We start from the raw sequence: 20,428 nt of genomic DNA on the forward strand, positions 1-20,428 counted from the left end.
ATTATTTATACGTTCTGTTATTTTCCCACCTCCCTCAATAAAGCATCCATTTCGCTGAATGCAACGGGTGTTCGGAGGTTTCTTTCTATTTTGCTATTTAGGAGCGATAATGTATTTTCATTTCTGCGGAGCATTAAGGTTAATGCAAAACATTTATTATCCTTATCTGACCAGATTACCATTACTCCTGAATCGGCAGCGCTAACTATTGGATTATCTGAATTTGTACGGGACAAATATTTATAATACACTGGTTTTATTCCCAACAGTTCATTGTAATATTTGATTTCATCCCACATCTGTTGTTGAAATTCTGCCATTGCTTCCACAGAGAAAGTGTTGGTTTGTACCTTTACTTGTTGTATTTCACCAATAAGTTTCTTTTTCCCCATTCTCATAAAAGTCTGCGATTCTATTCCCTTACCCGTAATTTGCCACTTGTTGGGACTTACGTTTTTCCAGTTGTAGTCGGGGATCAGTTGTTTGAAATCATTATACTTCAAATCTACCGTATATCCGGAAATGATGCTGATTTGGTGTAGATTTTCAAAATTTTCCGAAAAAGTGCCCGCTTCAAAAAATTGTTCGAGGGTTGCCTGATCCAGTGACGCATCAAACGATTTGCCCCTATTCTCAAATTCAAATAATATTTCCGATTTAGACTTCTTTAACCGTGCTTTGGCTTTATCCATAAATGTTTTGGATTCTTTCTTATAGGTTGCAGATTCGGCAATTGCCCCAATGGTGGTTAGCGCCCCCAAGCCTGGATCATAATTTCGGGCTTCCCCCGCAGCTGAATGACTCAAATCTGAAATCATGGACTTTATTTTCAAATGCTTGGTTTCAAGACTATTCAAGTTTTTTGATCGTCCGTCGTAATCCTTATTAATTTCTTCTACTGAAAGGAAATACCTATGCTCCATTACGGAGTTCTCCTTCACAGCATTCTCAATCTTTGTGAGTTCCGCTTGCAACTGCTCATAAGAACTATCGATTTGGTTAATAGCGTCTAAATAATTTAACCCGTTTATCAACGCATCCATTTCTGACTGAAATGCAGTGTGTTCAGCAATAGATGGGGTTGCCGCCGCATTGCCGGCAGGTGGAGTTCCCCATTTTGGAGATTTTCCCAAAAGTTCGGGGCAACAGTCGGTTCCCATGGATTTGATGTTCGACTTGGTGTCATTTATACTTTTTTCTATACCCCATTTTCCGCAATGCAATAAAGGTTGGCCAGCCAGGCGCACATGGAACATCCTTGGGCATCCTCGGAATTTCGGGTGAGTTCCGCATATTTTTTCATGTTTGCATTTTCCATTTCGGAGCATTGGGCGTAAGCTACGTCCGAAAATATGATTAACAGGAATACAAGAATACCGGGGAGGGCGTTTTTCATAGAGGATGGTTTATTGTTATTTTTTACAAACATAAATTCGATATTTTTATGAAAAAATAGCTATATGTAGCCATTTTTAATGTAAACCCATTCTCAAATTTGGATAAAGTAAATAAGCTATTAGACATCTGGGACCGCATTCCACAAGCAGTGAATGAGCAATTGGACCTATCCCAGAAAGATATTATCAATAATTATATGGACGTCTTTCATTTCGGGGAATACTTCTATGTGATTTTCAACACACGGACCACAGAAATGGAATATGTGAATCCGAATGTCGAAAAGTTATTGGGATATACACAGGACGAATTTCAACTTCAGATAGTGTTGGACAATTTACACCCAGACGACTTACCTTATTATTATCATTACGAACAGAGTGCCGTTAGGTTTTTCTCTGGTTTGCTCCCCGAATTATTTTTTAAATACAAGTTTGCATATGATTATAGACTGAAAATAAAGGACAATAGTTACAAAAGGATTCAGCAACAGATTGTTCCCCTTTATTATTTTCCAGAGGGCGGGGCTCGCACACTAGGGATTTTCACAGATTTAACACACCTAAATATTCAGGGAATCCCAAAGCTCTCTTTTATTGGAATGAAGGGAGCTCCCTCTTATTACAATGTGCATTTGAAGGAAGAATTTCATCTATCCTCCAATATTTTTACCAAAAAAGAGGTGGAGATTCTAAATTACATAGCGAAAGGATTGACAAGTGAGCATATAGCCAAACATCTGAACCGAAGTATTTTTACTGTTCGAAACCACCGAAAAAATCTTTTGCACAAATCGGGTTGCGCCAGCGTACCAGAACTTTTAGTGAAATCCATACGGGAAGGTTGGGTATAAACGTAATGTCCGTGGCAGGTTAGTATCCTTCTGAATCAACAATCTGATTAGCAAGCGCCACTTTCACATGGACAATAGTTAAATAGGTGCGCCCATGCATAGCAATTGTAACAACCAACCTACTCCGAAAATGCCTTCTGTAATGAGTGCCTTGCGCCCCCAAGTATTATTGTTTCTTCCTAGTCGAGAAGGATCCCCGCCAAGCTTCGATTGACCATTAAAAGAAAGCTTTACATATTTTTTAATACTTCAAATTCTTAAAACTTTGAAAAAATCCAACATGCGGCAGCTTCCGCCATTGTTGCGATATCGATCGCTCAGGCTAATACACCCCCCCATCCGTGAAGGAATTACGTTGCTCACTATAATATTAAACTTTTTTTTAGGCTTATAAAGCGCGAGCAATGTTATTCCTCATCCTCAGTAATGGCATTTAGGATTAAACCTGTTGCCAATCCTCCAGTTAAATAGTACGCTATGGTTAAGACCTGGGTTTTTGTGTTTTTCGTGACAGGTTTAGGATTAAGACCTAATGGCTTTGGAAGGACCACCGCACCGACTCCGGCAGATAAGCCATAAAAAATGGCGCGTTTCCATAAATGCTCTCTACCGCCCATTCCTATCATGCTATAGTATAAGGTATTGCCAACAATATCGGCGGCCAATGTGGCCTTATATAAGGTGGGCTTATCTTCAATAGTAGTATCAAATTGATGCAATGTTTTTTGAATTGCTTCTTCACCCAGCAGGTCTACTCGTGGCATATAAGCAGCTTTATTCTTTAGGGTTTCATGGAGTATATTGAGGGTGAGCGCGCCCCCTAGCGCTGCCAATAAATTTTTTAGTTTTCTCATTTTACTTCTAATTTTTCAATAAAGATATATATAGAACGAAGATGTTATTAACCTTAAATTTCAAAGTTTAAACTCAAAAGGTTTTTAACTTTCCATGAGATAAGCAATTTCTGCAAACTTTCTACTATGAAAATAATTCGGAAAGGAATTTGGATTTTTTGACGAAAATTTTAACTAGTGTATTTTGCGGAACAAATCTTTACGCAATGTACCCCAAATTTAAAGCGAAACACCCAAAAACAAAAAAAGCCCATCCATATGGATAAGCTTCTCATTGGTAGTACCCAACTTGATTGGGTATCTAAACCACAAGCCACCTTTAAGTGACTCAACACAACATCTTGTTGCGGTCTGGACGAGACTCGAACTCGCGACCCCCTGCGTGACAGGCAGGTATTCTAACCAACTGAACTACCAGACCAATTTTCCATACCAGCCGAGGCGGGCGCTAACATCAGTTAGACTTAAAAGAAATTGTTACCATACCTTTCGGAATAAATTCCTTGCCGTATTAAGCGGTGGCAAATATACCACTCCATTTCATTTTCGCAAACTATTTTTTAAAAAAAATGAATTTTATTTTAAAGCTTCAATCAATAATTCCCATATAAATTGAATGGCCTTAAAAATGCAAACAACTACTGAATATTGGATACTTTTATTATCAACCAAACTTCTGTCGTTCCACTAAATAGGTGGTCAAAATTTTATTGAAACTCTCGTTGATATCGGTCAATACATATTTGATTCTGTATTGGGCGCAGCGCAGTTGAAGTTCCATAAAATAATCTTGCACAGCCCTTTCGTATTGCTCCTTAATATTATCGGCATATAAGTTTACAAATTCTCCCGTTTCAACATCAATAAATCGTTTAGGGCGATTGCTGAAATCAAAATTCACTTCATGCTTTTTATCGAAAGTGTGAAATAGAATGACTTCGTGCTTGTTGTATTTTAAATGTTGAAGCGCCTGGAAAAGTTTATCCGCTTCGGCATCATTTTGGAACATATCGGTAAAAAGAAAAACCAGTGAACGGCGTTTCAACTTTTCAGCAATTAAATGTAGGTGCTCAAAAGTTTTGGTCCGCGCTTTTTCTTTTGTAGATAACAATGCTTGATTTAGTTTTTGAAGCAGCATTTGGTGGTGCCGCTCGCTGCCTTTTTCAGATGCATAAAATTCGTAATTTTCACTATAAACACTTAATCCCACCGCATCGCGCTGCCGTTTCATTAAATTCATAATAGCTGCGGAAGCTAAAACTGAAAAGCCAATTTTGTTGAGGGAATTTATATTGAACTGTTTTAACTTGGGGTAATGCATTGAGCTACTGTTGTCCACAATCAAATGGCAGCGCAGGTTGGTTTCCTCTTCGTAGCGCTTCGTATAAAGCTTATCCGTTTTGGCGAATAGCTTCCAATCTATATGCTTAGTACTTTCGCCCGAATTATAAATTTTATGTTCGGCAAATTCTGCCGAAAAGCCGTGAAAGGGACTTTTATGAAGACCGGAAATAAAGCCTTCCACCACCTGTTTTGCAAGCAGTTCCAGGTTTTTGAAACCCGTAATCTCGTTTATTTCCTTTTCAATTTTCAACTGCATAGGGAAGTGCAAAAAAGTTTATTTCATCAATGATGCTCGAAGAATTCGATCCGATTTTTTCGCTAACTTAAAAATTATTCCGCTGTTTTTTTCAGAACATAAAGATTCGCCAAATCGCCAGTTACTACACTACCATTTTGATCCAACATCCACAATTGGTTTTCGCCAACTTTGTAATTAAGGGTATCATTTTCGGTTTTCAAAAGTATTTTTAGGCCGGACGCGTCCCATTCAAAATTTCCGCTCTGTTCGAATTCATTCTCTCCTGTTTGCTTACCCAAATAAGTTTGTGATAGAATATAGGTTTTGTCATTCTTCAATTCCAAAACGGTTTTGATTCCTTCACAATCCGCACAGGGCGTAGTGCCTTGATAAACTCCCGCCCAATCCAATGAATTTTCAGAGGTGTGCGAATCTACAATTGTGGAGTCAATTATTTCCACTGTTTCTTCGGAAGAAATTTCCTTTTTACTTTCGTTTTTACACCCTATAAATAGAATGGCAGAGATGCCCAATGCTAATGCCGCTTGTTTCATTTTAGTTTTATTTTAGAATTTCATCAACAATGCCGTAGGCCACAGATTCCTGGGCGCCCATCCAATGATCACGGTTGAAATCCTTCATCACTTTTTCAAATGATTGCCCACAGTTTTCAGCCAACAGCCGCGCGCTAATTTCTTTCGTTTTTAGAATTTCCTGTGCAGTGATTTCAATATCGCTCGCAACCCCTCTTGCACCACCGCTGGGTTGGTGAATCATCACCCGCGCATGCGGCTGGATAAACCGTTTTCCCTTTTCGCCTGCGGAAAGTAAAATGCTGCCCATAGAAGCCGCCAATCCTGTACAGATTGTAGAAACGGGACTTTTAATTTCCTTCATGGTATCATAGATGGAAAAACCGGAGGTAACATATCCGCCGGGACTGTTAATATAGAATTTGATTTCGTCGTGGCTCACTGATTCTAAATAGATTAGACGCTCCACAACATGGCGGGCACTTTTATCATCCACCATTCCCCACAAAAATATTTTGCGGTCCTCTAGACATTTGTCATCAATTTTATCCTGTACTTTACTTGTTTTTGTCATAGTTTTCAAAATTTCCCATCGCGCGCAGTCGAGAGGTTTTTATAAGCTCGTTTTAAGTGAAAAGAGGTCTCGACTGTGCTTGAACTGCGCTCAGCAAAACACGTCTGACCAGACATTTTACTAATATAGAAAAAGGCCCGGCAATGCGCCAAGCCTTTTGTTGAATTATTTTTAAATGTCAGAATTTACAAAAGCGAATCAATTGCTTCAGCATAAACATTCTTTGGGGCAACGCCCACTTGGCGGCCCACTACTTCGCCGTTCTGAAAAACCAAAACAGTCGGTATGTTTCTTACTCCATATTTTGCGGCAAACTCTTGGTTTGCATCCACATCAACTTTACCTACCACAGCCTTACCGTCATATTCTTTACTAATTTCTTCAATGATTGGACCTACCATTCGGCAAGGTCCGCACCAGGCTGCCCAAAAGTCAACCAATACCGGTTTGTCACTTTTCAAAACCGTTTCTTCAAATGTTGCGTCTGTTATTTCTAAAGCCATAATCTTTGTTTTTAATGATTCACAAAAATAGGTAAATTTTATGCGAAATCTTTGCGGGTTAATATATGTTTAGGAAATGAAAGAATTGTTTATTTCTATAACTAATTTAATTTATAACTCAATTGCTCGCGCTCCAATTCATCCAGCAATTCCTTTGAAATATTAATTTTGTGCTTTCTGCTGGGCATCGTTAAATGAATTTTTTCCTCATTTTCATAAACCACAAAGAACAATTGCTTTTCGCCTTTATGGGTTTTTACAAGATTTTTAAGCGAATTGATCTTTTCATCTTTTAAATCGTTTAAAGGAATTGTAAGTGTTAGTTTTTTTCCATGGGTTTCCATCACATCGTGCAGCAATTGAATGCTGTTATACTGAAGCCGGGGTTCGCCTTTTTTACCAGTATCGCGATTGGTCCAACCTTCCTTTACAAAAACACGGCCGTAAATAAATGTGTCCAACGTCAATAAATGTCTAAACTTCAAAAAATCTTCTCCAAAAATCCTAAAATCATAACTATCCTCAAAATCTTCTACTGTGAAAATAGCCCAATCCCGTCCATTTTTTGCGGTCATATATCTTACGTCTGAAACAATTCCGCCAAAACACATTTCCTTATTTATGTAATCTTCCAAAAGGTTGAAATGTGAAACCTTACAATTCGTGAAACTATCCATTTCAAGCTTAAACTCATCCAGCGGATGGCCGGAAATATAAACACCAACCACTTCCTTTTCCTGCTTCAGTTTCTTCATCGTTCCCCATTCCGCACATGGCGGCACTTCCGGTTCAGGAATTTGCACTTCACTGGCATCGCCAAAAAGACTTACTTGCGAAGAATTCTGCGTTTCCTGATATTTTGCCGCATATCGTAGCACTTTTTCAATAAACATCACCCCATCGCCGTCGTGGTGCAAATATTGCGCACGATGCGTATCAAAACTGTCAAAGCCACCCGCAAGCGCCAAATTTTCAAAAGCCTTTTTATTTGCGGAACGAAGATCAATTCGCTTCGCCAAATCAAAAACAGATTTGTATTTTCCGTCTTTTCTCTTTTCAACAATCGTTGCAACGGCACTGCTGCCCACTCCTTTTACGGCGCCCATTCCAAAACGGACTGCGCCTTCCGCATTTACGGTGAATTTGTGGAAGGATTCATTTACATCCGGACCCAAAACGGTAAGTCCCATTCGCTTGCATTCGTCCATAAAAAAGGTAACCTGTTTTATGTCGCTCATATTATTTGAAAGTACCGCCGCCATATATTCCGCGGGATAATGCGCTTTTAAATAGGCGGTTTGGTAAGCAATCCAGGCGTAACAAGTAGAATGCGATTTGTTGAAAGCGTAACTCGCGAATGCTTCCCAATCTTTCCAGATTTTTTCGAGTTTTTCTGCGTCGTGGCCTTTTTCCGAAGCTTGGGCAACAAATTTCGGTTTCATTTTATCGAGAACCTCTTTTTGCTTTTTTCCCATCGCCTTTCGCAAAACGTCAGCTTCACCTTTTGTGAACCCTGCCAATTTCTGCGACAAAAGCATTACCTGTTCTTGATAAACCGTGATGCCGTATGTTTCTTTCAAATATTCTTCCATCGCCGGAAGGTCGTATTCAATCTCCTCCTCCCCATGTTTTCTTCGTACGAAACTTGGAATATATTCCATAGGACCTGGACGGTACAATGCGTTCATTGCAATGAGATCGGCAAAGACCGTCGGTTTCAATTCCTTCATATATTTCTGCATTCCGGCAGATTCATATTGAAAAATCCCGACAGTTTCCCCTCTTTGGAAAAGTTCGTAGGTTATTTCATCATCGAGCGGAAATTCATCCGGATCGAGGTCTATATTATGTTTATGCTTTACAAGTTTTACCGTGTCCTTTATAAGCGTCAAGGTTTTCAATCCCAAGAAATCCATCTTTAGGAGTCCCGCACTTTCAACTACTGAGTTATCAAATTGCGTAACATATAATTCTGAATCCTTGGCCGTTGCTACGGGAACAAAATCGGTAATATCACTGGGCGTAATAATTACGCCGCAAGCATGAATTCCGGTATTCCGAACGGAACCTTCAAGAATCTTTGCTTGATTTATAGTTTGCGCTTCCAGATCGCTTCCTTCGGAAAGATTTAAAAGTTCGTTTACCTTCGGAAGCTCATCACTTCGGAAACGGCTTCGCAATTCCGCATCGCTCAAACCGAAAATCTTGTTCAGTTTGGTCATATTCGGAATCAATTTCGAAATCCTATCGGCTTCGTTCAATGGCAAATCCAAAACCCGAGCGGTATCGCGAATGGAGGATTTTGCGGCCATCGTTCCGTACGTAATTATCTGCGCAACTTGGTTACTGCCGTATTTGTTAATAACGTAATCCATGACCTTGCTTCGGCCCTCATCATCAAAATCGATGTCGATGTCGGGCATACTCACACGGTCCGGATTTAGGAAACGCTCAAAAAGCAAATCGTATTTAATCGGACAAATATTGGTGATCCCCAAGCAATAAGCCACGGCACTGCCCGCAGCCGAGCCCCGGCCGGGCCCCACGGAAACATCCATTTTTCGGGCTTCAGCTATAAAATCCTGCACTATCAAAAAGTAGCCGGGATAACCGGTATTTGCGATTACATTCAGCTCAAAATCCAATCGTTGTTTTATTTCCTTTACCCGCTGTGAAGCCTCTTCGGGAATTTCAAAATCGGTCAATGCTTCATATGAAACTTCCAACAATTCCGGGTAACGCCTTTTGGCGCCTTCGTAAGTTAAATGTCGCAGATATGCATTTTCGCCCCGCTTGCCGCCATCAATATCTTCCGAATTTAAAAACGTTTCGGGAATTCCAAAGTTGGGAAGCAATACATCGCGATGCAAACTGAAAGGCTGTATTTTTGAAACAACTTCTTCAATATTCAAAATGGCTTCGGGCAAATCCTTGAACAATGACTTCATTTCATCCTGCCCCTTAAAATAATATTCCTGATTCGGCAAACCGTAACGATAGCCGCGACCACGACCAATGGGCGTTGCCTGCTTTTCGCCATCCTTTACGCAGAGCAAAATATCGTGGGCGTTGGCATCTTCCCTATTTATATAATAGGTGTTATTGCAAGCTACGATTTTTACATTGTTGCGTTTCGCCATTTCAATCAGCACGGTGTTTACGCGTTTTTCGTCTTCTTGATCATGGCGCATAATTTCCAAATACAGATCTTCGCCAAACTTCTCCTTCCACCAAAGTAATGCTTCCTCTGCTTGGTTTTCACCTATATTCAAAATTTTTCCGGGCACTTCGCCGTAAAGGCTTCCGGTTAAAACAATGATGTCTTCTTTATATTTTTCGACAATATTTTTATCAATCCGCGGGACATAATAAAAACCTTCAGTATATGCGATTGACGCCATTTTTGCCAAATTGTGGTAGCCATTTTTGTTTTTGGCGAGCATCACAATTTGGTAGCCGTTGTCTTTGTGGTTTTTGTTCAAATGGTCTTCGCAAACAAAAAATTCGCAGCCAACGATGGCTTTTAGCTGCTTGTGTTTATTTTCTTCCGAAAGGGATTTATTGTAATTGGCAACAGCCTGCACAAAGTGAAATGCGCCCATCATATTGCCCGAATCCGTTAGTGCGACTGCCGCCATATTATTTTCAACGGCGGCATTTACCAAATCTGTCGTGCTGGAAGTGGACTGCAAAATGGAAAATTGTGAATGATTGTGAAGATGCACAAAGGGCGCATCTTCCAGCGTTGCTATGTTCACTTTTATTTCCTCGGAAGAAATTTCCTGCGTTTCCGAAGCAGCTTGTAATTGCTTTCGAATTTCTTCCGAAGCTTTTTTCAGATTAATATGCTTCAGCCCAATCAGTTCGATGGTCTGTGGATTTACCTCAGAAAAGTTTTCAAAATAATCCGGCTGCACGTCCAATTCCTCAATAGTGAAAATCTGACGGCGCACCAATTCCAAAAAGCAGCGGGTGGTTGCCTCAACGTCGGCCGTGGCGTTGTGGGCTTCCGCAAACGGCTCACTGAAAAGGAATTCGTGAAGTTCCGTTAACGTTGGCAATTTAAACTTTCCACCGCGACCGCCCGGAATTTGGCACATTTGAGCGGTAATTTCGGTACACGTATCCAAAACCCGCAGCTTGGGCAACGGGTTTTCAATTCCCAATCGGAAGAATTCCGCACCCATAATATTCACGTCGAAATCAACATTTTGCCCAACAATAAATTTTGCTTTAGAAAGCGCAATGTTGAATTTCTCGACAATCTCTTCCAAAGAAATTCCTTCGGTGGCGGCGAGTTCGGTGGAAATTCCGTGGATTTTTTCGGCGTCAAACGGAATGTTGAATCCTTCCGGCCTTACCAAATAATTTTGGTGCTCCACAAGTTTTCCGTGGGCGTCGTGCAACTGCCATGCAATCTGGATACAGCGGGGCCAATTGTCGCTATCGCTTACTGGAGCGTTGTAACGTTTGGGAAGGCCTGTGGTTTCTGTATCGAAGATTAAAAACATTTCAAGTTATGAGTTATGCGTTAAGATTATGAGCAAGGCTAGCTCTGAGGGTAAAAATAGAAAAAGCGACCGCTTTTGGGAAGTTAAATTGTTAGTAGTTGTTCACAAAAAAAAGACCAATTTCAAGATTTCTAAATCAGCATTTTTGCAATTTAAAAATTATGAAATGAATGATTATTTTTCTTCTACATTCCGAATTTAAACGAACCATTTCAGATTCAACAGAAAAAAGTTTACGCTATATTATGAATCAATAAGCCACATCAAACTGTCCTTCAGTAATCTCTGTTCTGTTGGTTATAAAAGAAAATGTACCCTTGATTCTCATTTCGGAAGTATCATGTTCTATAATTTTCACAATACCACTAGCGGTCGGCTCGGGTCCATTCACCCCTTGAAATTTCGCAGCAAAACCACCGCGGGGCAAACTGTATTCTCCCGGTTCAACATTTGCGGTAACAGAAATTACAATAGAAGCGTTTGCAGTACTCCCGGACGTTATAATGGTATTGCCGGTATTGCGGGAAGTGACAATAATTGGAAGAAATGGATTGCCATCAACCTTGGCAGTAAATAATCCCGCATTTGTTGGGTCTGTTATTTCGCCACCTGTATATGAAACATTATGCAAAGCGCCTTTTGAAACATAAATTGTGTCGATTCCCGGAAGAAAGGCATTAAACCTAAAAGTTCCCGATAGCGTTTTGTTGGCTTCATTAACTTCTGATATTGTGATTACGCCTTCTCCATTGGGTCGGGTGGTGTAAATGCTTCCGCCCACATCCTCAAAAATTGCAAAATTCGGAAGTCCTTCGGCTATGGTAAAATTTCCTTCGGACAGGCGCGACACGTGCAACGTCATTGATTCTTCATCCGTAAAACCTTGAATAGTAAGGCTTCCATCTTCATTTAAGGCCGCACGCGCATCGTTCGAACGGTAAAGATTGTTATCTACATTGGCTTGTAAGGCAACATCATTGGATTCTATGTCTTCACAAGAAATTATTGAGATAGCGGCAAATAGAACGAACAGAAAATTTTTCATGGACAAATGGATTTTTATGGGATTTTGACAAATGTAAAATAAAAACTTTAATCGATTGAATTCCAAAAAGAAAAAATACTATCTTTGCCGTCCTTAATTATAACCGGGGTCGGGAACCCCAAAAATTAATTCAAAACATGCCTGTAAAAATCAGACTACAAAGACACGGAAAGAAAGGGAAGCCTTATTTCTGGATCATCGCGGCAGACAGCCGTGCAAAAAGAGATGGTAAATTCCTTGAAAAAATAGGCTTTTACAATCCAACAACTAACCCTGCGCAGATTGACCTTGATGTGGACAGTGCTGTAAAATGGCTTCAAAACGGAGCTCAGCCTACAGATACTGCTCGCGCAATTCTTTCTTACAAAGGAGCTTTAATGAAAAATCACCTTGCTGGTGGCGTTCGTAAAGGTGCTTTGACGGAAGAGCAAGCTGAGGCAAAATTCAACGAATGGTTAGAGCAAAAATCTGGATCTATCGACCACAAGAAAGCAAGCCTTTCTGAAGCTAAGGAAAAAGAAAAAGCTGAAAAACTTGCTGCCGAAAAAGCCGTGAGCGACAAGCGTGCTGCTGATGCCGCCGCTGCAAATGCTCCTGTTGAAGAAGCAAATGAGGAAGCTGAAGTTGAAACCGAAGCTGCTGAAACTGCAACAGAGGAAACTGCTGGGGAAGAAACTGCAACTGCAGAGGCTCCCGCTGAAGAGACAAACGAAAAAGAAAAAGAAGCATAAATTTCACAACGATGCAAAAGGAGAATTGCTTCTACTTAGGCAAAATCGTTAGGAAATACAGCTTCAAGGGAGAGCTGCTCATAAAACTTGATACAGACGAACCCGAACTTTTTACTGGAATGGAATCGGTTTTTGTGGAACAACGCAAAAACTTGATTCCATTTTTTATTGAGGAAAGCTCACTTCACAAAAGCGAATTGCTACGCGTGCGTTTTGAAGATGTTCAAAATGAAGCCGAGGCTGATGCCCTCATCGGTGCACATTTATATCTGCCTTTGGAATTTCTTCCGAAGTTATCCGGCAATAAATTCTACTATCACGAAGTCATCGGTTTTACCGCCATTGATGAAACTTTTGGCGACATCGGAAAAATTACCGGCGTGAATGACACTACCTCACAAGCCTTATTTGAAATTGACCGCGACGGAAAACAGATATTAATTCCCATTATTGACCATTTTATTAAAAAAGTAGACCGCGAGGCGAAGGCAATTTTACTAAACGTGCCGGAGGGTTTGATTGAAATGTATCTTTGAAAAAAAATCCCAAAAATAAAATCACAAATTCCAAAATCAAAGGTTCAAAAATCTTAAATCAGCAATCGTTAATCTAAAATCCTTTGGAGCCTTTTAAATTCAAACAATTCACAGTTGAACAAGACCGTTGCGCAATGAAAATTGGCACCGACGGGGTTTTGCTCGGCGCCTGGGTTTCGATAAAAAATAATCCTTTTTCTATTTTGGATATTGGCGCTGGCACAGGGATTATTGCGCTACAATGGGCGCAACGCTCCCATGCCGAATTGATTGACGCTCTTGAAATTGACGAAAACGCATATGAACAATGTGTCGATAATTTTGAAAATTCGCCTTGGGGTGATCGGCTTTTTTGTTATCACGCTTCGCTCGAGGAATTTGTGGAGGAAATTGAGGATAAGTATGACCTCATCATTTCAAACCCGCCATTTTATTCCGAAGATTATAAAACACCAAATGAATCTCGAGACATTGCACGTTTTAGCGACGCGCTTCCGTTTGATGAATTGATTGAAAGTGCTTCGCAATTACTTTCGGACGAAGGTATTTTTGCGGTAATCATTCCTCGGAAGGAAGAGGAAAATTTCATCAAAATGGCTTCGGAAGTAAACCTTTTTCCAAGGAGGATTTGCAGGGTTCGCGGCACTGAAACTTCCCGCCACGGCGGGCAGGCAGAAGAAAAACGAAGTATGCTGGAGTTTTCCTTTAAAAAAATTTCACCTAAAATTGAAAACCTTACCATTGAGATTTCCCGCCATAATTACACCGAAGAATACAAAAATCTGGTGCAGGATTTTTACTTGAAAATGTAGGTCTTTCACCATTCTATTCCTATTTTTGTAGGCTATTATCCAGCTATGAAAGTCATAGAAAAATATCGGGAAAAAATTATAGGGCTATGTGAAAAACATAAGGTCGTTTCACTTTTTGTTTTCGGTTCGGTCACGAAATCTTCATTTAACCAAAATAGCGACATTGATTTTTTGGTGGATTTTTCCAAAATAGATTTGGATAATTATGCCGATAATTATTTCGATTTAAAATTTTCTTTGGAAACCCTTTTAAATAGAAAAGTTGATTTGATTGAACGAAAAGCACTTCGTAATCCATACTTGAAAAAAGAGATTGAAAGTACCAAAACATTGGTTTATGGATATTGAACTGAAAACTTGGATGTTCGACATTCTCCAATCCATTGAGGAAATTGAAAGTTATTTTGAGAAAGAAAAATCTTTGGAACAATATCAAAAGGATCAAAAAACCAAACGTGCCGTTGAAAGAAACCTCGAAATTATTGGAGAAGCTGTTAACCGAATATTAAAAAAAGAACCCGATTTTAAACTTACCAATTCCCGTAAAATTATTGGCACACGAAACATAATTATCCATAATTATGATTTTATTTCGGATGATTTGATTTGGAGTATAATTACGCAATATCTTCCCGATTTAAAGAAGGAAGTCAAACTATATTTAAACGAATCTAAAAAATAATGAAACCAGACCTATTCGAAGCCCCAGATTATTATAATCTTGACGAATTACTTTCCGATGAACATAAATTGGTGCGCCAAGCAGCCCGCGATTGGGTGAAGCGCGACGTATCTCCCATTATAGAAGAATACGCACAAAAGGCAGAATTTCCAAACCAAATTATTAAAGGCCTTGCCGAAATTGGCGCTTTTGGCCCGTATATTCCCGAGGAATATGGAGGTGCTGGACTTGACCAAATTTCTTACGGTTTGATTATGCAGGAAATTGAGCGCGGCGATAGCGGTGTTCGCAGTACGGCTTCGGTTCAGTCTTCATTGGTGATGTACCCCATTTGGAAATATGGCAATGAGGAACAGCGTAAAAAATATTTACCGAAGCTGGCATCCGGCGAATGGATGGGCTGTTTCGGATTGACAGAGCCGGACCACGGCAGTAATCCGGGCGGAATGACCACCAACTTTAAAGACAAAGGCGACCACTATCTTTTGAATGGCGCCAAAATGTGGATAAGCAACGCGCCTTTTGCGCAAGTGGCGGTAGTTTGGGCGAAAAACGAGGAAGGTAGAATCCATGGCTTGATTGTAGAACGAGGAATGGAAGGTTTTTCCACACCGGAAACACACAATAAATGGTCGCTACGTGCTTCGGCAACCGGCGAGCTTATTTTTGATAATGTAAAAGTGCCGAAGGAAAATTTACTTCCAAATAAATCTGGGTTGGGTGCGCCGCTTGGCTGTTTGGATTCCGCCCGTTATGGAATTGCTTGGGGCGTAATTGGTGCCGCGATGGATTGTTACGACACCGCGCTTCGTTATTCAAAAGAACGGATTCAATTCGGAAAACCGATTGGGCAATTCCAACTTCAGCAGAAAAAATTGGCCGAAATGATTACTGAAATCACGAAAGCGCAATTGCTTACTTGGCGTTTGGGAGTTTTAAGAAATGAGGGAAAGGCAACTTCCGCCCAGATTTCCATGGCAAAAAGAAACAATGTTGAAATGGCGATAAACATTGCCCGCGAAGCACGGCAAATATTAGGCGGAATGGGAATTACAGGCGAATACAGCATTATGCGCCACAGCATGAATCTTGAAAGCGTGATTACTTACGAAGGCACGCACGACATTCATTTATTGATTACCGGACTTGATATTACTGGGCTGAACGCTATTCAGTAAATTAGAAAATGTTTAATAATTTAAAAAGGCTTCACTAATTTGAAGCCTTTTTTTGTTTCTGATGCAAATTGTATCTTTCAGCAAATAATTGAATAATGTCCTCGCGAACCCGAATGTCCCGTGCCTATAATGCCGCTCGCCGCGTTACCTTTAACGATGATTCAAAGTTTATAATATTCAGCGATTGCCATCGTGGCGACAACAGTTTTGCCGATGATTTTGCGAACAACCGCAACATTTACTTTCACGCGTTGCAGGATTACTATAAAAACGGATTTACGTATTGCGAAGTGGGAGACGGCGATGAACTTTGGGAGAATCTTTTTTTTAAGGATATTTTTGAGGCTCACCAAAATGTGTATGCGTTGATGAAACTTTTTTACGCTGAAAACAGATTGTTGCGGGTAGTGGGGAATCACGATATGGTTTATTTGAATCAAAATTTTGTTGAGAAAAATCTTTTCACCTATTTCGATAAAATAACCAATAAGGAAGCGCCACTTTTCCCCGGAATTAAATTTACTGAAGGATTAATTCTGGAGCACGAAACAACAGGGCAGGAAATCTTTATGATGCACGGCCACCAGGCGGATTGGATGAATTACGTAGGTTGGAAATTCAACAGGTTTATGGTGAGGGCACTGTGGCGGCAACTTCAGATTTTTGGAATCGGGGATCCCACGAGCCCCGCAAAAAATTACAAAGAATTAATAAAAGTCGAAAGACGAACCAAACGCTGGATAGTTGAAAACAAAAACATTTTCACCATTACCGGCCACACGCATCGACCCCGATTTCCGGAGCCGGGAGAAATTGCCTTTTTTAACGATGGAAGCTGCGTACATCCGCGAAGCATCACCGGTTTAGAAATTGAGAAAGGAGAGATTTCATTAATAAAATGGCATATTTCCACCACCGAGGATGGCATTCTAAAAGTAGGCCGCGTATTGTTGGAAGGCCCACAGAAATTAATCGATTATAAAACCGAATGATATTTTTCAGCGTAAATCTTTAAATCTTTACCAATAATGATAAACGGAAAACTATTACTCCTGCTATTAACATTGACATCCCTATCCTGCGGAATTTCAAAACCCGAGGTCATTGCAGAAAATATAACCCAGAAATATCTTGCTCTCGGCGACAGTTATACCATTGGCGAAAGTGTTTGTGGCCATTGTAATTATCCAAAACAGCTTACGGATAGCTTAAACAATGTTTTAAAGGCAAAAACATCCGTAAAAATAATTGCCAAAACAGGTTGGACAACCACAGATTTGTTGGGTGCGATTGCTGCTGAAAATCCTCCAAAAGATTATGATTTGGTTACGCTGCTCATTGGCGTAAACAACCAATACCAAGGAAAATCGTTTTCGGTTTACGAAGAGGAATTCCCCAAATTACTGGATATGGCCATTGCTTTCGCCAAAGGAAAAAATGAAAATGTTATCGTGCTTTCCATTCCGGACTATGCCTTTACCCCTTTCGGACAAAAATCTGGGAAAGGTGAAAAGATTACTTCGGAATTAAAACGATATAATGCTTTTGCGGAAAGGATTTCAAAAGAAAAAAACGTCCATTTTGAAAACATTACCCCGATAACGCAACAAGGTTTGGAAAACCCAAAATTGGTTGCTTCTGATGGTTTGCATCCTTCTGCGGAAGCTTATAAAAAATTTGTTGAAAATATATTCCAAAAGGCTGCGGAAATTCTCCGTTAAACTTCGGGGGCGAGCTCAACTTCCAAACCGTTAAGTTCTTCCTTTATAAAAATTTGACAACCAAGCCTACTGTTTTCTTTTACATTAAATGCTTCGGAAAGCATCAAATCTTCGTCATAGCTCATTTTGGGAAGTTCGTGATTGCTTAAAATGTAACATTGACAAGAGGCGCACATCGCCATTCCGCCGCAAATACCAATGGTTCCTTCGGGTGCCAACTCGTATGACCGGACAATTTCCATCAAATTCATATTCATATCCGTTGGAGCGTCAACCTCGTGGATGACGCCTTCACGATCAATGATTTTTATTTTGATGTCGTTCATAAAGTATTATGAGTTGAAAGGTTTATGAGTTGATGGCGCTTTTAATCAATTGATTTTACAACTGCTTTTGGCGCCTCTTTTTTACTTCCGTCAAAGCCTTCCACGCCGCCAACGGTGGTATATTTCATTACATATCTTTTCTCCGGAAAAATACGTTGGAACGCGCTTTGGCACATTAAAGTTGCCTCGTGAAAACCGCAAAGAATCAACTTCAATTTTCCGGGATAGGTGTTCACATCCCCAATGGCGTAAATTCCGGGAATATTGGTTTGATAATCCAAAGTATTATCAACCTTAATTGCATTTTTTTCAATTTCAAGTCCCCAATCGGCGATCGGGCCAAGTTTTGGCGCTAAACCGAACAATGGAATAAAATGCTCGCATTCCCTATTGAAAACTTCTGCGCCCTGTTTAATGACAACTTCCTCAAGTTGATTTCTTCCAACAAGACCCACGACTTCGGCCGGCGTAATCAATTCAATTTTACCGATGTTTTTCAGTTCCTGAACTTTTTCAACACTATCCAAAGCGCCGCGGAATTCATTTCTTCTGTGAATTAGCGTCACACTTTTTGCAACATTCGTAAGGAAAATACTCCAATCCAATGCCGAATCGCCACCTCCGGAAATAACCACATTTTTGTTTCGATATAATTCCGGATCGCGAATGATATATTCCACACCCTTGTCCTCAAAGTCCGAAAGATTTGTAATGGGTGGTTTTCGGGGTTCAAAACTTCCCAAACCGCCTGCAATTGCTACTATTGGGGCGTGGTGTTTTGTGCCTTTGTCCGTGGTTACAATAAAGGAACCATCGTTTAATTTTTCAATTGTATCGGCACGTTCGCCCAATGTAAAGCCTGGTTGGAAAGGCTCAATCTGCTTCATGAGATTGTTTACCAAATCGCCCGCAAGAATTTCGGGAAATGCCGGGATATCGTATATAGGTTTTTTGGGATATATTTCCGCACACTGCCCACCAGGTTGCGGAAGCGCATCAATTAAATGACATTTCAATTTCAATAATCCTGCCTCAAAAACAGCGAAAAGCCCTGTGGGACCCGCACCAATAATGAGAATATCTGTTTTAATCATGAGAAAATTTCTCTTTTTTTAAGTTCAAAAATTTGGGTGGAGATTGACATAAGGAATGACGATTGCACTTATTGGGAAATGCTGACCACCCTTTCAATTTGTGGAGCGTATTTTTTGATGGTCATTTCCACACCGCTCTTCAACGTCATTTGGTTAATGGAACAACCAACGCAAGCTCCTTTGAGCTGTACATTCACAATTTTTTCATCTACGATCGAGACCAAAGCGATATCTCCTCCATCATTCTGAAGAAAAGGACGAATTTCTTCTAAGGCCTCCTCCACTTTTATTATAAGTTCCGGTGTAGTCATATTATTTTTTTACGGCGCTGCAACCTGCCATTGTTGTAATTTTTATAGCTTCGGTGGGCGGGAGATTTTCATTTCGTCGTACCGTTTCTTCCACCACATTTCTTGTAATTGTTTCAAATGCTTCCTCAATTTGGGTTGCCGTCTGTAATGCAGCCGGTCTTCCCGCATCGCCCGCTTCACGAATGCTTTGCACCAATGGCACCTCGCCTAAAAATGGCACTTCCAAATCTTCCGCTAAATGTTTAGCGCCCTCTTTTCCAAATATGTAATATCTGTTTTCCGGAAGTTCGGCCGGCGTGAAATAGGCCATATTCTCTATAATACCCAACACGGGAACATCAATATTTTCTTGTCTAAACATCGCTACCCCTTTACGAGCATCCGCCAAGGCAACATTTTGTGGCGTACTAACTACAACGGCACCAGTAATTGGCAACGATTGCATAATACTCAAATGGATATCCCCGGTTCCGGGCGGAAGATCGATCAACATAAAATCCAATTCGCCCCAGGCTGCATCAAATATTAATTGATTTAAAGCTTTGGCAGCCATCGGGCCTCGCCAAATTACGGCCTGGTCCGGCTGGGTGAAAAATCCAATGGAAAGGATTTTAATGCCATAATTTTCAATGGGTTTCATTTTACTTTTGCCTCCAAAGTTTACCGAAAGCGGCTTTTCCATCGCCACATCAAACATAATCGGGATTGATGGCCCGTAAATATCGGCATCCAAAATACCGACTTTGAATCCCATTTTTGATAGGGATACCGCCAAATTTGCCGTAACAGTAGATTTCCCGACGCCTCCTTTTCCGGAGGCAACAGCAATTATATTTTGAATTCCGGGAATTGGTTTTCCTTTAATTAAATTTGGGTTTTGTGGTTTTGCGGGAGCTTCCACTTTAATATTTACTTGCACTTTTGCATTGGGATCCACTTTTTCATGAATGGTTTTTATAACATCTGCCTCGACCCTTTTCTTTATGTGAAGTGCTGGCGTGGAAAGTTTCAAATCCACAATAATTTCATCAGCGAACGTAACAACATTTTGAACCGCACCGCTCTCTACCATATTTCTTCCTTCACCGGAAACCGTAATAGTTTTAAGTGCTGAAAGAATTTCTTGTTTTGAAATGCTCATTTTTAAGTATAATATTTAGATTGATTCTAAAGTGCAAATATAG

General features: G+C 40.3%; 22 protein-coding genes and 1 tRNA gene. 9 read left to right on the forward strand and 14 right to left on the reverse strand.

All coding sequences use genetic code 11. From position 1 onward, the window contains the following. Positions 1 to 17: 17 nt before the first annotated feature. Positions 18 to 1,160, reverse strand: coding sequence for a hypothetical protein (locus QRD02_RS00120; protein WP_290252859.1), 1,143 nt, complete (start codon positions 1,158 to 1,160; stop codon positions 18 to 20). Positions 1,161 to 1,198: 38 nt separating this feature from the next. Next, a complete protein-coding gene (locus QRD02_RS00125; RefSeq protein ID WP_290252860.1) occupies positions 1,199 to 1,396 on the reverse strand; it encodes a hypothetical protein in 198 nt (65 codons plus the stop codon). 99 nt (positions 1,397 to 1,495) lie between these two features. On the opposite strand from QRD02_RS00125, the gene QRD02_RS00130 reads away from it, so the two are divergent. Further along, positions 1,496 to 2,251, forward strand: coding sequence for a LuxR C-terminal-related transcriptional regulator (locus QRD02_RS00130; RefSeq protein WP_290252861.1), 756 nt, complete (start codon positions 1,496 to 1,498; stop codon positions 2,249 to 2,251). Between the two features lie 407 nt (positions 2,252 to 2,658). On the opposite strand, the gene QRD02_RS00135 is transcribed toward QRD02_RS00130, so the two are convergent. From QRD02_RS00135 to QRD02_RS00170, 8 genes are all read right to left on the reverse strand, one after another. Further along, the gene (locus QRD02_RS00135) at positions 2,659 to 3,105 is read right to left on the reverse strand and encodes a hypothetical protein (RefSeq protein WP_290252862.1); all 447 of its coding nucleotides are present in this window, start codon (positions 3,103 to 3,105) and stop codon (positions 2,659 to 2,661) included. Positions 3,106 to 3,452: 347 nt separating this feature from the next. Beyond that, positions 3,453 to 3,526, reverse strand: a tRNA-Asp gene (locus QRD02_RS00140). 243 nt (positions 3,527 to 3,769) lie between these two features. Then, on the reverse strand, positions 3,770 to 4,699 hold the full coding sequence (locus QRD02_RS00145) for a DUF58 domain-containing protein (protein ID WP_290253475.1): 930 nt from the start codon (positions 4,697 to 4,699) through the stop codon (positions 3,770 to 3,772). An 80-nt stretch (positions 4,700 to 4,779) separates the two neighbouring features. Further along, positions 4,780 to 5,241, reverse strand: coding sequence for a copper resistance protein NlpE (locus QRD02_RS00150; protein WP_290252863.1), 462 nt, complete (start codon positions 5,239 to 5,241; stop codon positions 4,780 to 4,782). 7 nt (positions 5,242 to 5,248) lie between these two features. Next, positions 5,249 to 5,794: a ClpP family protease gene (locus QRD02_RS00155; protein ID WP_290252864.1), complete on the reverse strand. Its 546-nt coding sequence runs from the start codon at positions 5,792 to 5,794 to the stop codon at positions 5,249 to 5,251. A gap of 185 nt (positions 5,795 to 5,979) precedes the next feature. Further along, positions 5,980 to 6,297, reverse strand: a complete 318-nt coding sequence (gene trxA / locus QRD02_RS00160) for a thioredoxin (RefSeq protein ID WP_068761863.1) — start codon at positions 6,295 to 6,297, stop codon at positions 5,980 to 5,982. 101 nt (positions 6,298 to 6,398) lie between these two features. Further along, positions 6,399 to 10,808, reverse strand: a complete 4,410-nt coding sequence (gene dnaE / locus QRD02_RS00165) for a DNA polymerase III subunit alpha (RefSeq protein WP_290252865.1) — start codon at positions 10,806 to 10,808, stop codon at positions 6,399 to 6,401. Between the two features lie 250 nt (positions 10,809 to 11,058). Further along, positions 11,059 to 11,853, reverse strand: coding sequence for a DUF6252 domain-containing protein (locus QRD02_RS00170; RefSeq protein ID WP_290252866.1), 795 nt, complete (start codon positions 11,851 to 11,853; stop codon positions 11,059 to 11,061). Between the two features lie 137 nt (positions 11,854 to 11,990). On the opposite strand from QRD02_RS00170, the gene QRD02_RS00175 reads away from it, so the two are divergent. The 8 genes from QRD02_RS00175 (at position 11,991) to QRD02_RS00210 (ending at position 17,513) form a co-directional block, all read left to right on the forward strand. After that, entirely contained in the window at positions 11,991 to 12,584 is a 594-nt protein-coding gene (locus QRD02_RS00175; protein WP_290252867.1) for a 30S ribosomal protein S16, read from the forward strand. An 11-nt stretch (positions 12,585 to 12,595) separates the two neighbouring features. After that, entirely contained in the window at positions 12,596 to 13,120 is a 525-nt protein-coding gene (rimM, locus tag QRD02_RS00180; protein WP_290252868.1) for a ribosome maturation factor RimM, read from the forward strand. Between the two features lie 134 nt (positions 13,121 to 13,254). Then, a complete protein-coding gene (locus QRD02_RS00185) occupies positions 13,255 to 13,932 on the forward strand; it encodes a tRNA1(Val) (adenine(37)-N6)-methyltransferase (RefSeq protein ID WP_290252869.1) in 678 nt (225 codons plus the stop codon). A gap of 45 nt (positions 13,933 to 13,977) precedes the next feature. After that, the gene (locus QRD02_RS00190; protein WP_290252870.1) at positions 13,978 to 14,280 is read left to right on the forward strand and encodes a nucleotidyltransferase family protein; all 303 of its coding nucleotides are present in this window, start codon (positions 13,978 to 13,980) and stop codon (positions 14,278 to 14,280) included. Continuing rightward, entirely contained in the window at positions 14,270 to 14,614 is a 345-nt protein-coding gene (locus QRD02_RS00195; RefSeq protein WP_290252871.1) for a HepT-like ribonuclease domain-containing protein, read from the forward strand. The genes QRD02_RS00190 and QRD02_RS00195 overlap by 11 nt, the downstream gene beginning before the upstream one ends. Continuing rightward, positions 14,614 to 15,792, forward strand: a complete 1,179-nt coding sequence (locus tag QRD02_RS00200) for an acyl-CoA dehydrogenase family protein (protein WP_290252872.1) — start codon at positions 14,614 to 14,616, stop codon at positions 15,790 to 15,792. The genes QRD02_RS00195 and QRD02_RS00200 overlap by 1 nt, the downstream gene beginning before the upstream one ends. 95 nt (positions 15,793 to 15,887) lie before the next feature. Continuing rightward, positions 15,888 to 16,784 (forward strand): metallophosphoesterase, encoded by an 897-nt coding sequence (locus tag QRD02_RS00205; RefSeq protein WP_290252873.1) that lies wholly within the window; start codon positions 15,888 to 15,890, stop codon positions 16,782 to 16,784. Positions 16,785 to 16,820: 36 nt separating this feature from the next. Continuing rightward, complete coding sequence (locus tag QRD02_RS00210; RefSeq protein WP_290252874.1) at positions 16,821 to 17,513, forward strand: SGNH/GDSL hydrolase family protein; 693 nt, start codon at positions 16,821 to 16,823, stop codon at positions 17,511 to 17,513. Here the strand turns inward: QRD02_RS00210 and QRD02_RS00215 are convergent. From QRD02_RS00215 to QRD02_RS00230, 4 genes are all read right to left on the reverse strand, one after another. Further along, entirely contained in the window at positions 17,510 to 17,839 is a 330-nt protein-coding gene (locus tag QRD02_RS00215) for a 2Fe-2S iron-sulfur cluster-binding family protein (RefSeq protein WP_290252875.1), read from the reverse strand. The genes QRD02_RS00210 and QRD02_RS00215 overlap by 4 nt on opposite strands. Before the next feature lie 41 nt (positions 17,840 to 17,880). Then, positions 17,881 to 18,933 carry an NAD(P)/FAD-dependent oxidoreductase gene (locus tag QRD02_RS00220; RefSeq protein WP_290252876.1) on the reverse strand — a complete coding sequence of 351 codons (1,053 nt, stop codon included), beginning with the start codon at positions 18,931 to 18,933 and terminating at the stop codon, positions 17,881 to 17,883. Between the two features lie 68 nt (positions 18,934 to 19,001). After that, the gene (locus QRD02_RS00225; protein ID WP_290252877.1) at positions 19,002 to 19,244 is read right to left on the reverse strand and encodes a NifU family protein; all 243 of its coding nucleotides are present in this window, start codon (positions 19,242 to 19,244) and stop codon (positions 19,002 to 19,004) included. A gap of 1 nt (position 19,245) precedes the next feature. Further along, entirely contained in the window at positions 19,246 to 20,385 is a 1,140-nt protein-coding gene (locus QRD02_RS00230; RefSeq protein ID WP_290252878.1) for an Mrp/NBP35 family ATP-binding protein, read from the reverse strand. Positions 20,386 to 20,428: the final 43 nt, after the last annotated feature.

Origin of the sequence: Aequorivita aurantiaca (genome assembly GCF_030410135.1) — a bacterium.
In the GTDB taxonomy this organism is placed as follows: Bacteria; Bacteroidota; Bacteroidia; order Flavobacteriales; family Flavobacteriaceae; genus Aequorivita; species Aequorivita aurantiaca.

Coding starts and splice junctions, on each gene's coding strand:
- QRD02_RS00230 (WP_290252878.1), bottom strand. CDS start 20,385: ATGAGCATTTCAAAACAAGAAATTCTTTCAGCACTTAAAACTATTACG.
- QRD02_RS00170 (WP_290252866.1), bottom strand. CDS start 11,853: ATGAAAAATTTTCTGTTCGTTCTATTTGCCGCTATCTCAATAATTTCT.
- QRD02_RS00125 (WP_290252860.1), bottom strand. CDS start 1,396: ATGAAAAACGCCCTCCCCGGTATTCTTGTATTCCTGTTAATCATATTT.
- rimM (WP_290252868.1), top strand. CDS start 12,596: ATGCAAAAGGAGAATTGCTTCTACTTAGGCAAAATCGTTAGGAAATAC.
- QRD02_RS00150 (WP_290252863.1), bottom strand. CDS start 5,241: ATGAAACAAGCGGCATTAGCATTGGGCATCTCTGCCATTCTATTTATA.
- QRD02_RS00175 (WP_290252867.1), top strand. CDS start 11,991: ATGCCTGTAAAAATCAGACTACAAAGACACGGAAAGAAAGGGAAGCCT.
- QRD02_RS00135 (WP_290252862.1), bottom strand. CDS start 3,105: ATGAGAAAACTAAAAAATTTATTGGCAGCGCTAGGGGGCGCGCTCACC.
- QRD02_RS00220 (WP_290252876.1), bottom strand. CDS start 18,933: ATGATTAAAACAGATATTCTCATTATTGGTGCGGGTCCCACAGGGCTT.
- QRD02_RS00185 (WP_290252869.1), top strand. CDS start 13,255: ATGAAAATTGGCACCGACGGGGTTTTGCTCGGCGCCTGGGTTTCGATA.
- QRD02_RS00210 (WP_290252874.1), top strand. CDS start 16,821: ATGATAAACGGAAAACTATTACTCCTGCTATTAACATTGACATCCCTA.
- QRD02_RS00205 (WP_290252873.1), top strand. CDS start 15,888: ATGTCCTCGCGAACCCGAATGTCCCGTGCCTATAATGCCGCTCGCCGC.
- dnaE (WP_290252865.1), bottom strand. CDS start 10,808: ATGTTTTTAATCTTCGATACAGAAACCACAGGCCTTCCCAAACGTTAC.
- QRD02_RS00120 (WP_290252859.1), bottom strand. CDS start 1,160: ATGGGAACCGACTGTTGCCCCGAACTTTTGGGAAAATCTCCAAAATGG.
- trxA (WP_068761863.1), bottom strand. CDS start 6,297: ATGGCTTTAGAAATAACAGACGCAACATTTGAAGAAACGGTTTTGAAA.
- QRD02_RS00190 (WP_290252870.1), top strand. CDS start 13,978: ATGAAAGTCATAGAAAAATATCGGGAAAAAATTATAGGGCTATGTGAA.
- QRD02_RS00195 (WP_290252871.1), top strand. CDS start 14,270: ATGGATATTGAACTGAAAACTTGGATGTTCGACATTCTCCAATCCATT.
- QRD02_RS00215 (WP_290252875.1), bottom strand. CDS start 17,839: ATGAACGACATCAAAATAAAAATCATTGATCGTGAAGGCGTCATCCAC.
- QRD02_RS00155 (WP_290252864.1), bottom strand. CDS start 5,794: ATGACAAAAACAAGTAAAGTACAGGATAAAATTGATGACAAATGTCTA.
- QRD02_RS00225 (WP_290252877.1), bottom strand. CDS start 19,244: ATGACTACACCGGAACTTATAATAAAAGTGGAGGAGGCCTTAGAAGAA.
- QRD02_RS00200 (WP_290252872.1), top strand. CDS start 14,614: ATGAAACCAGACCTATTCGAAGCCCCAGATTATTATAATCTTGACGAA.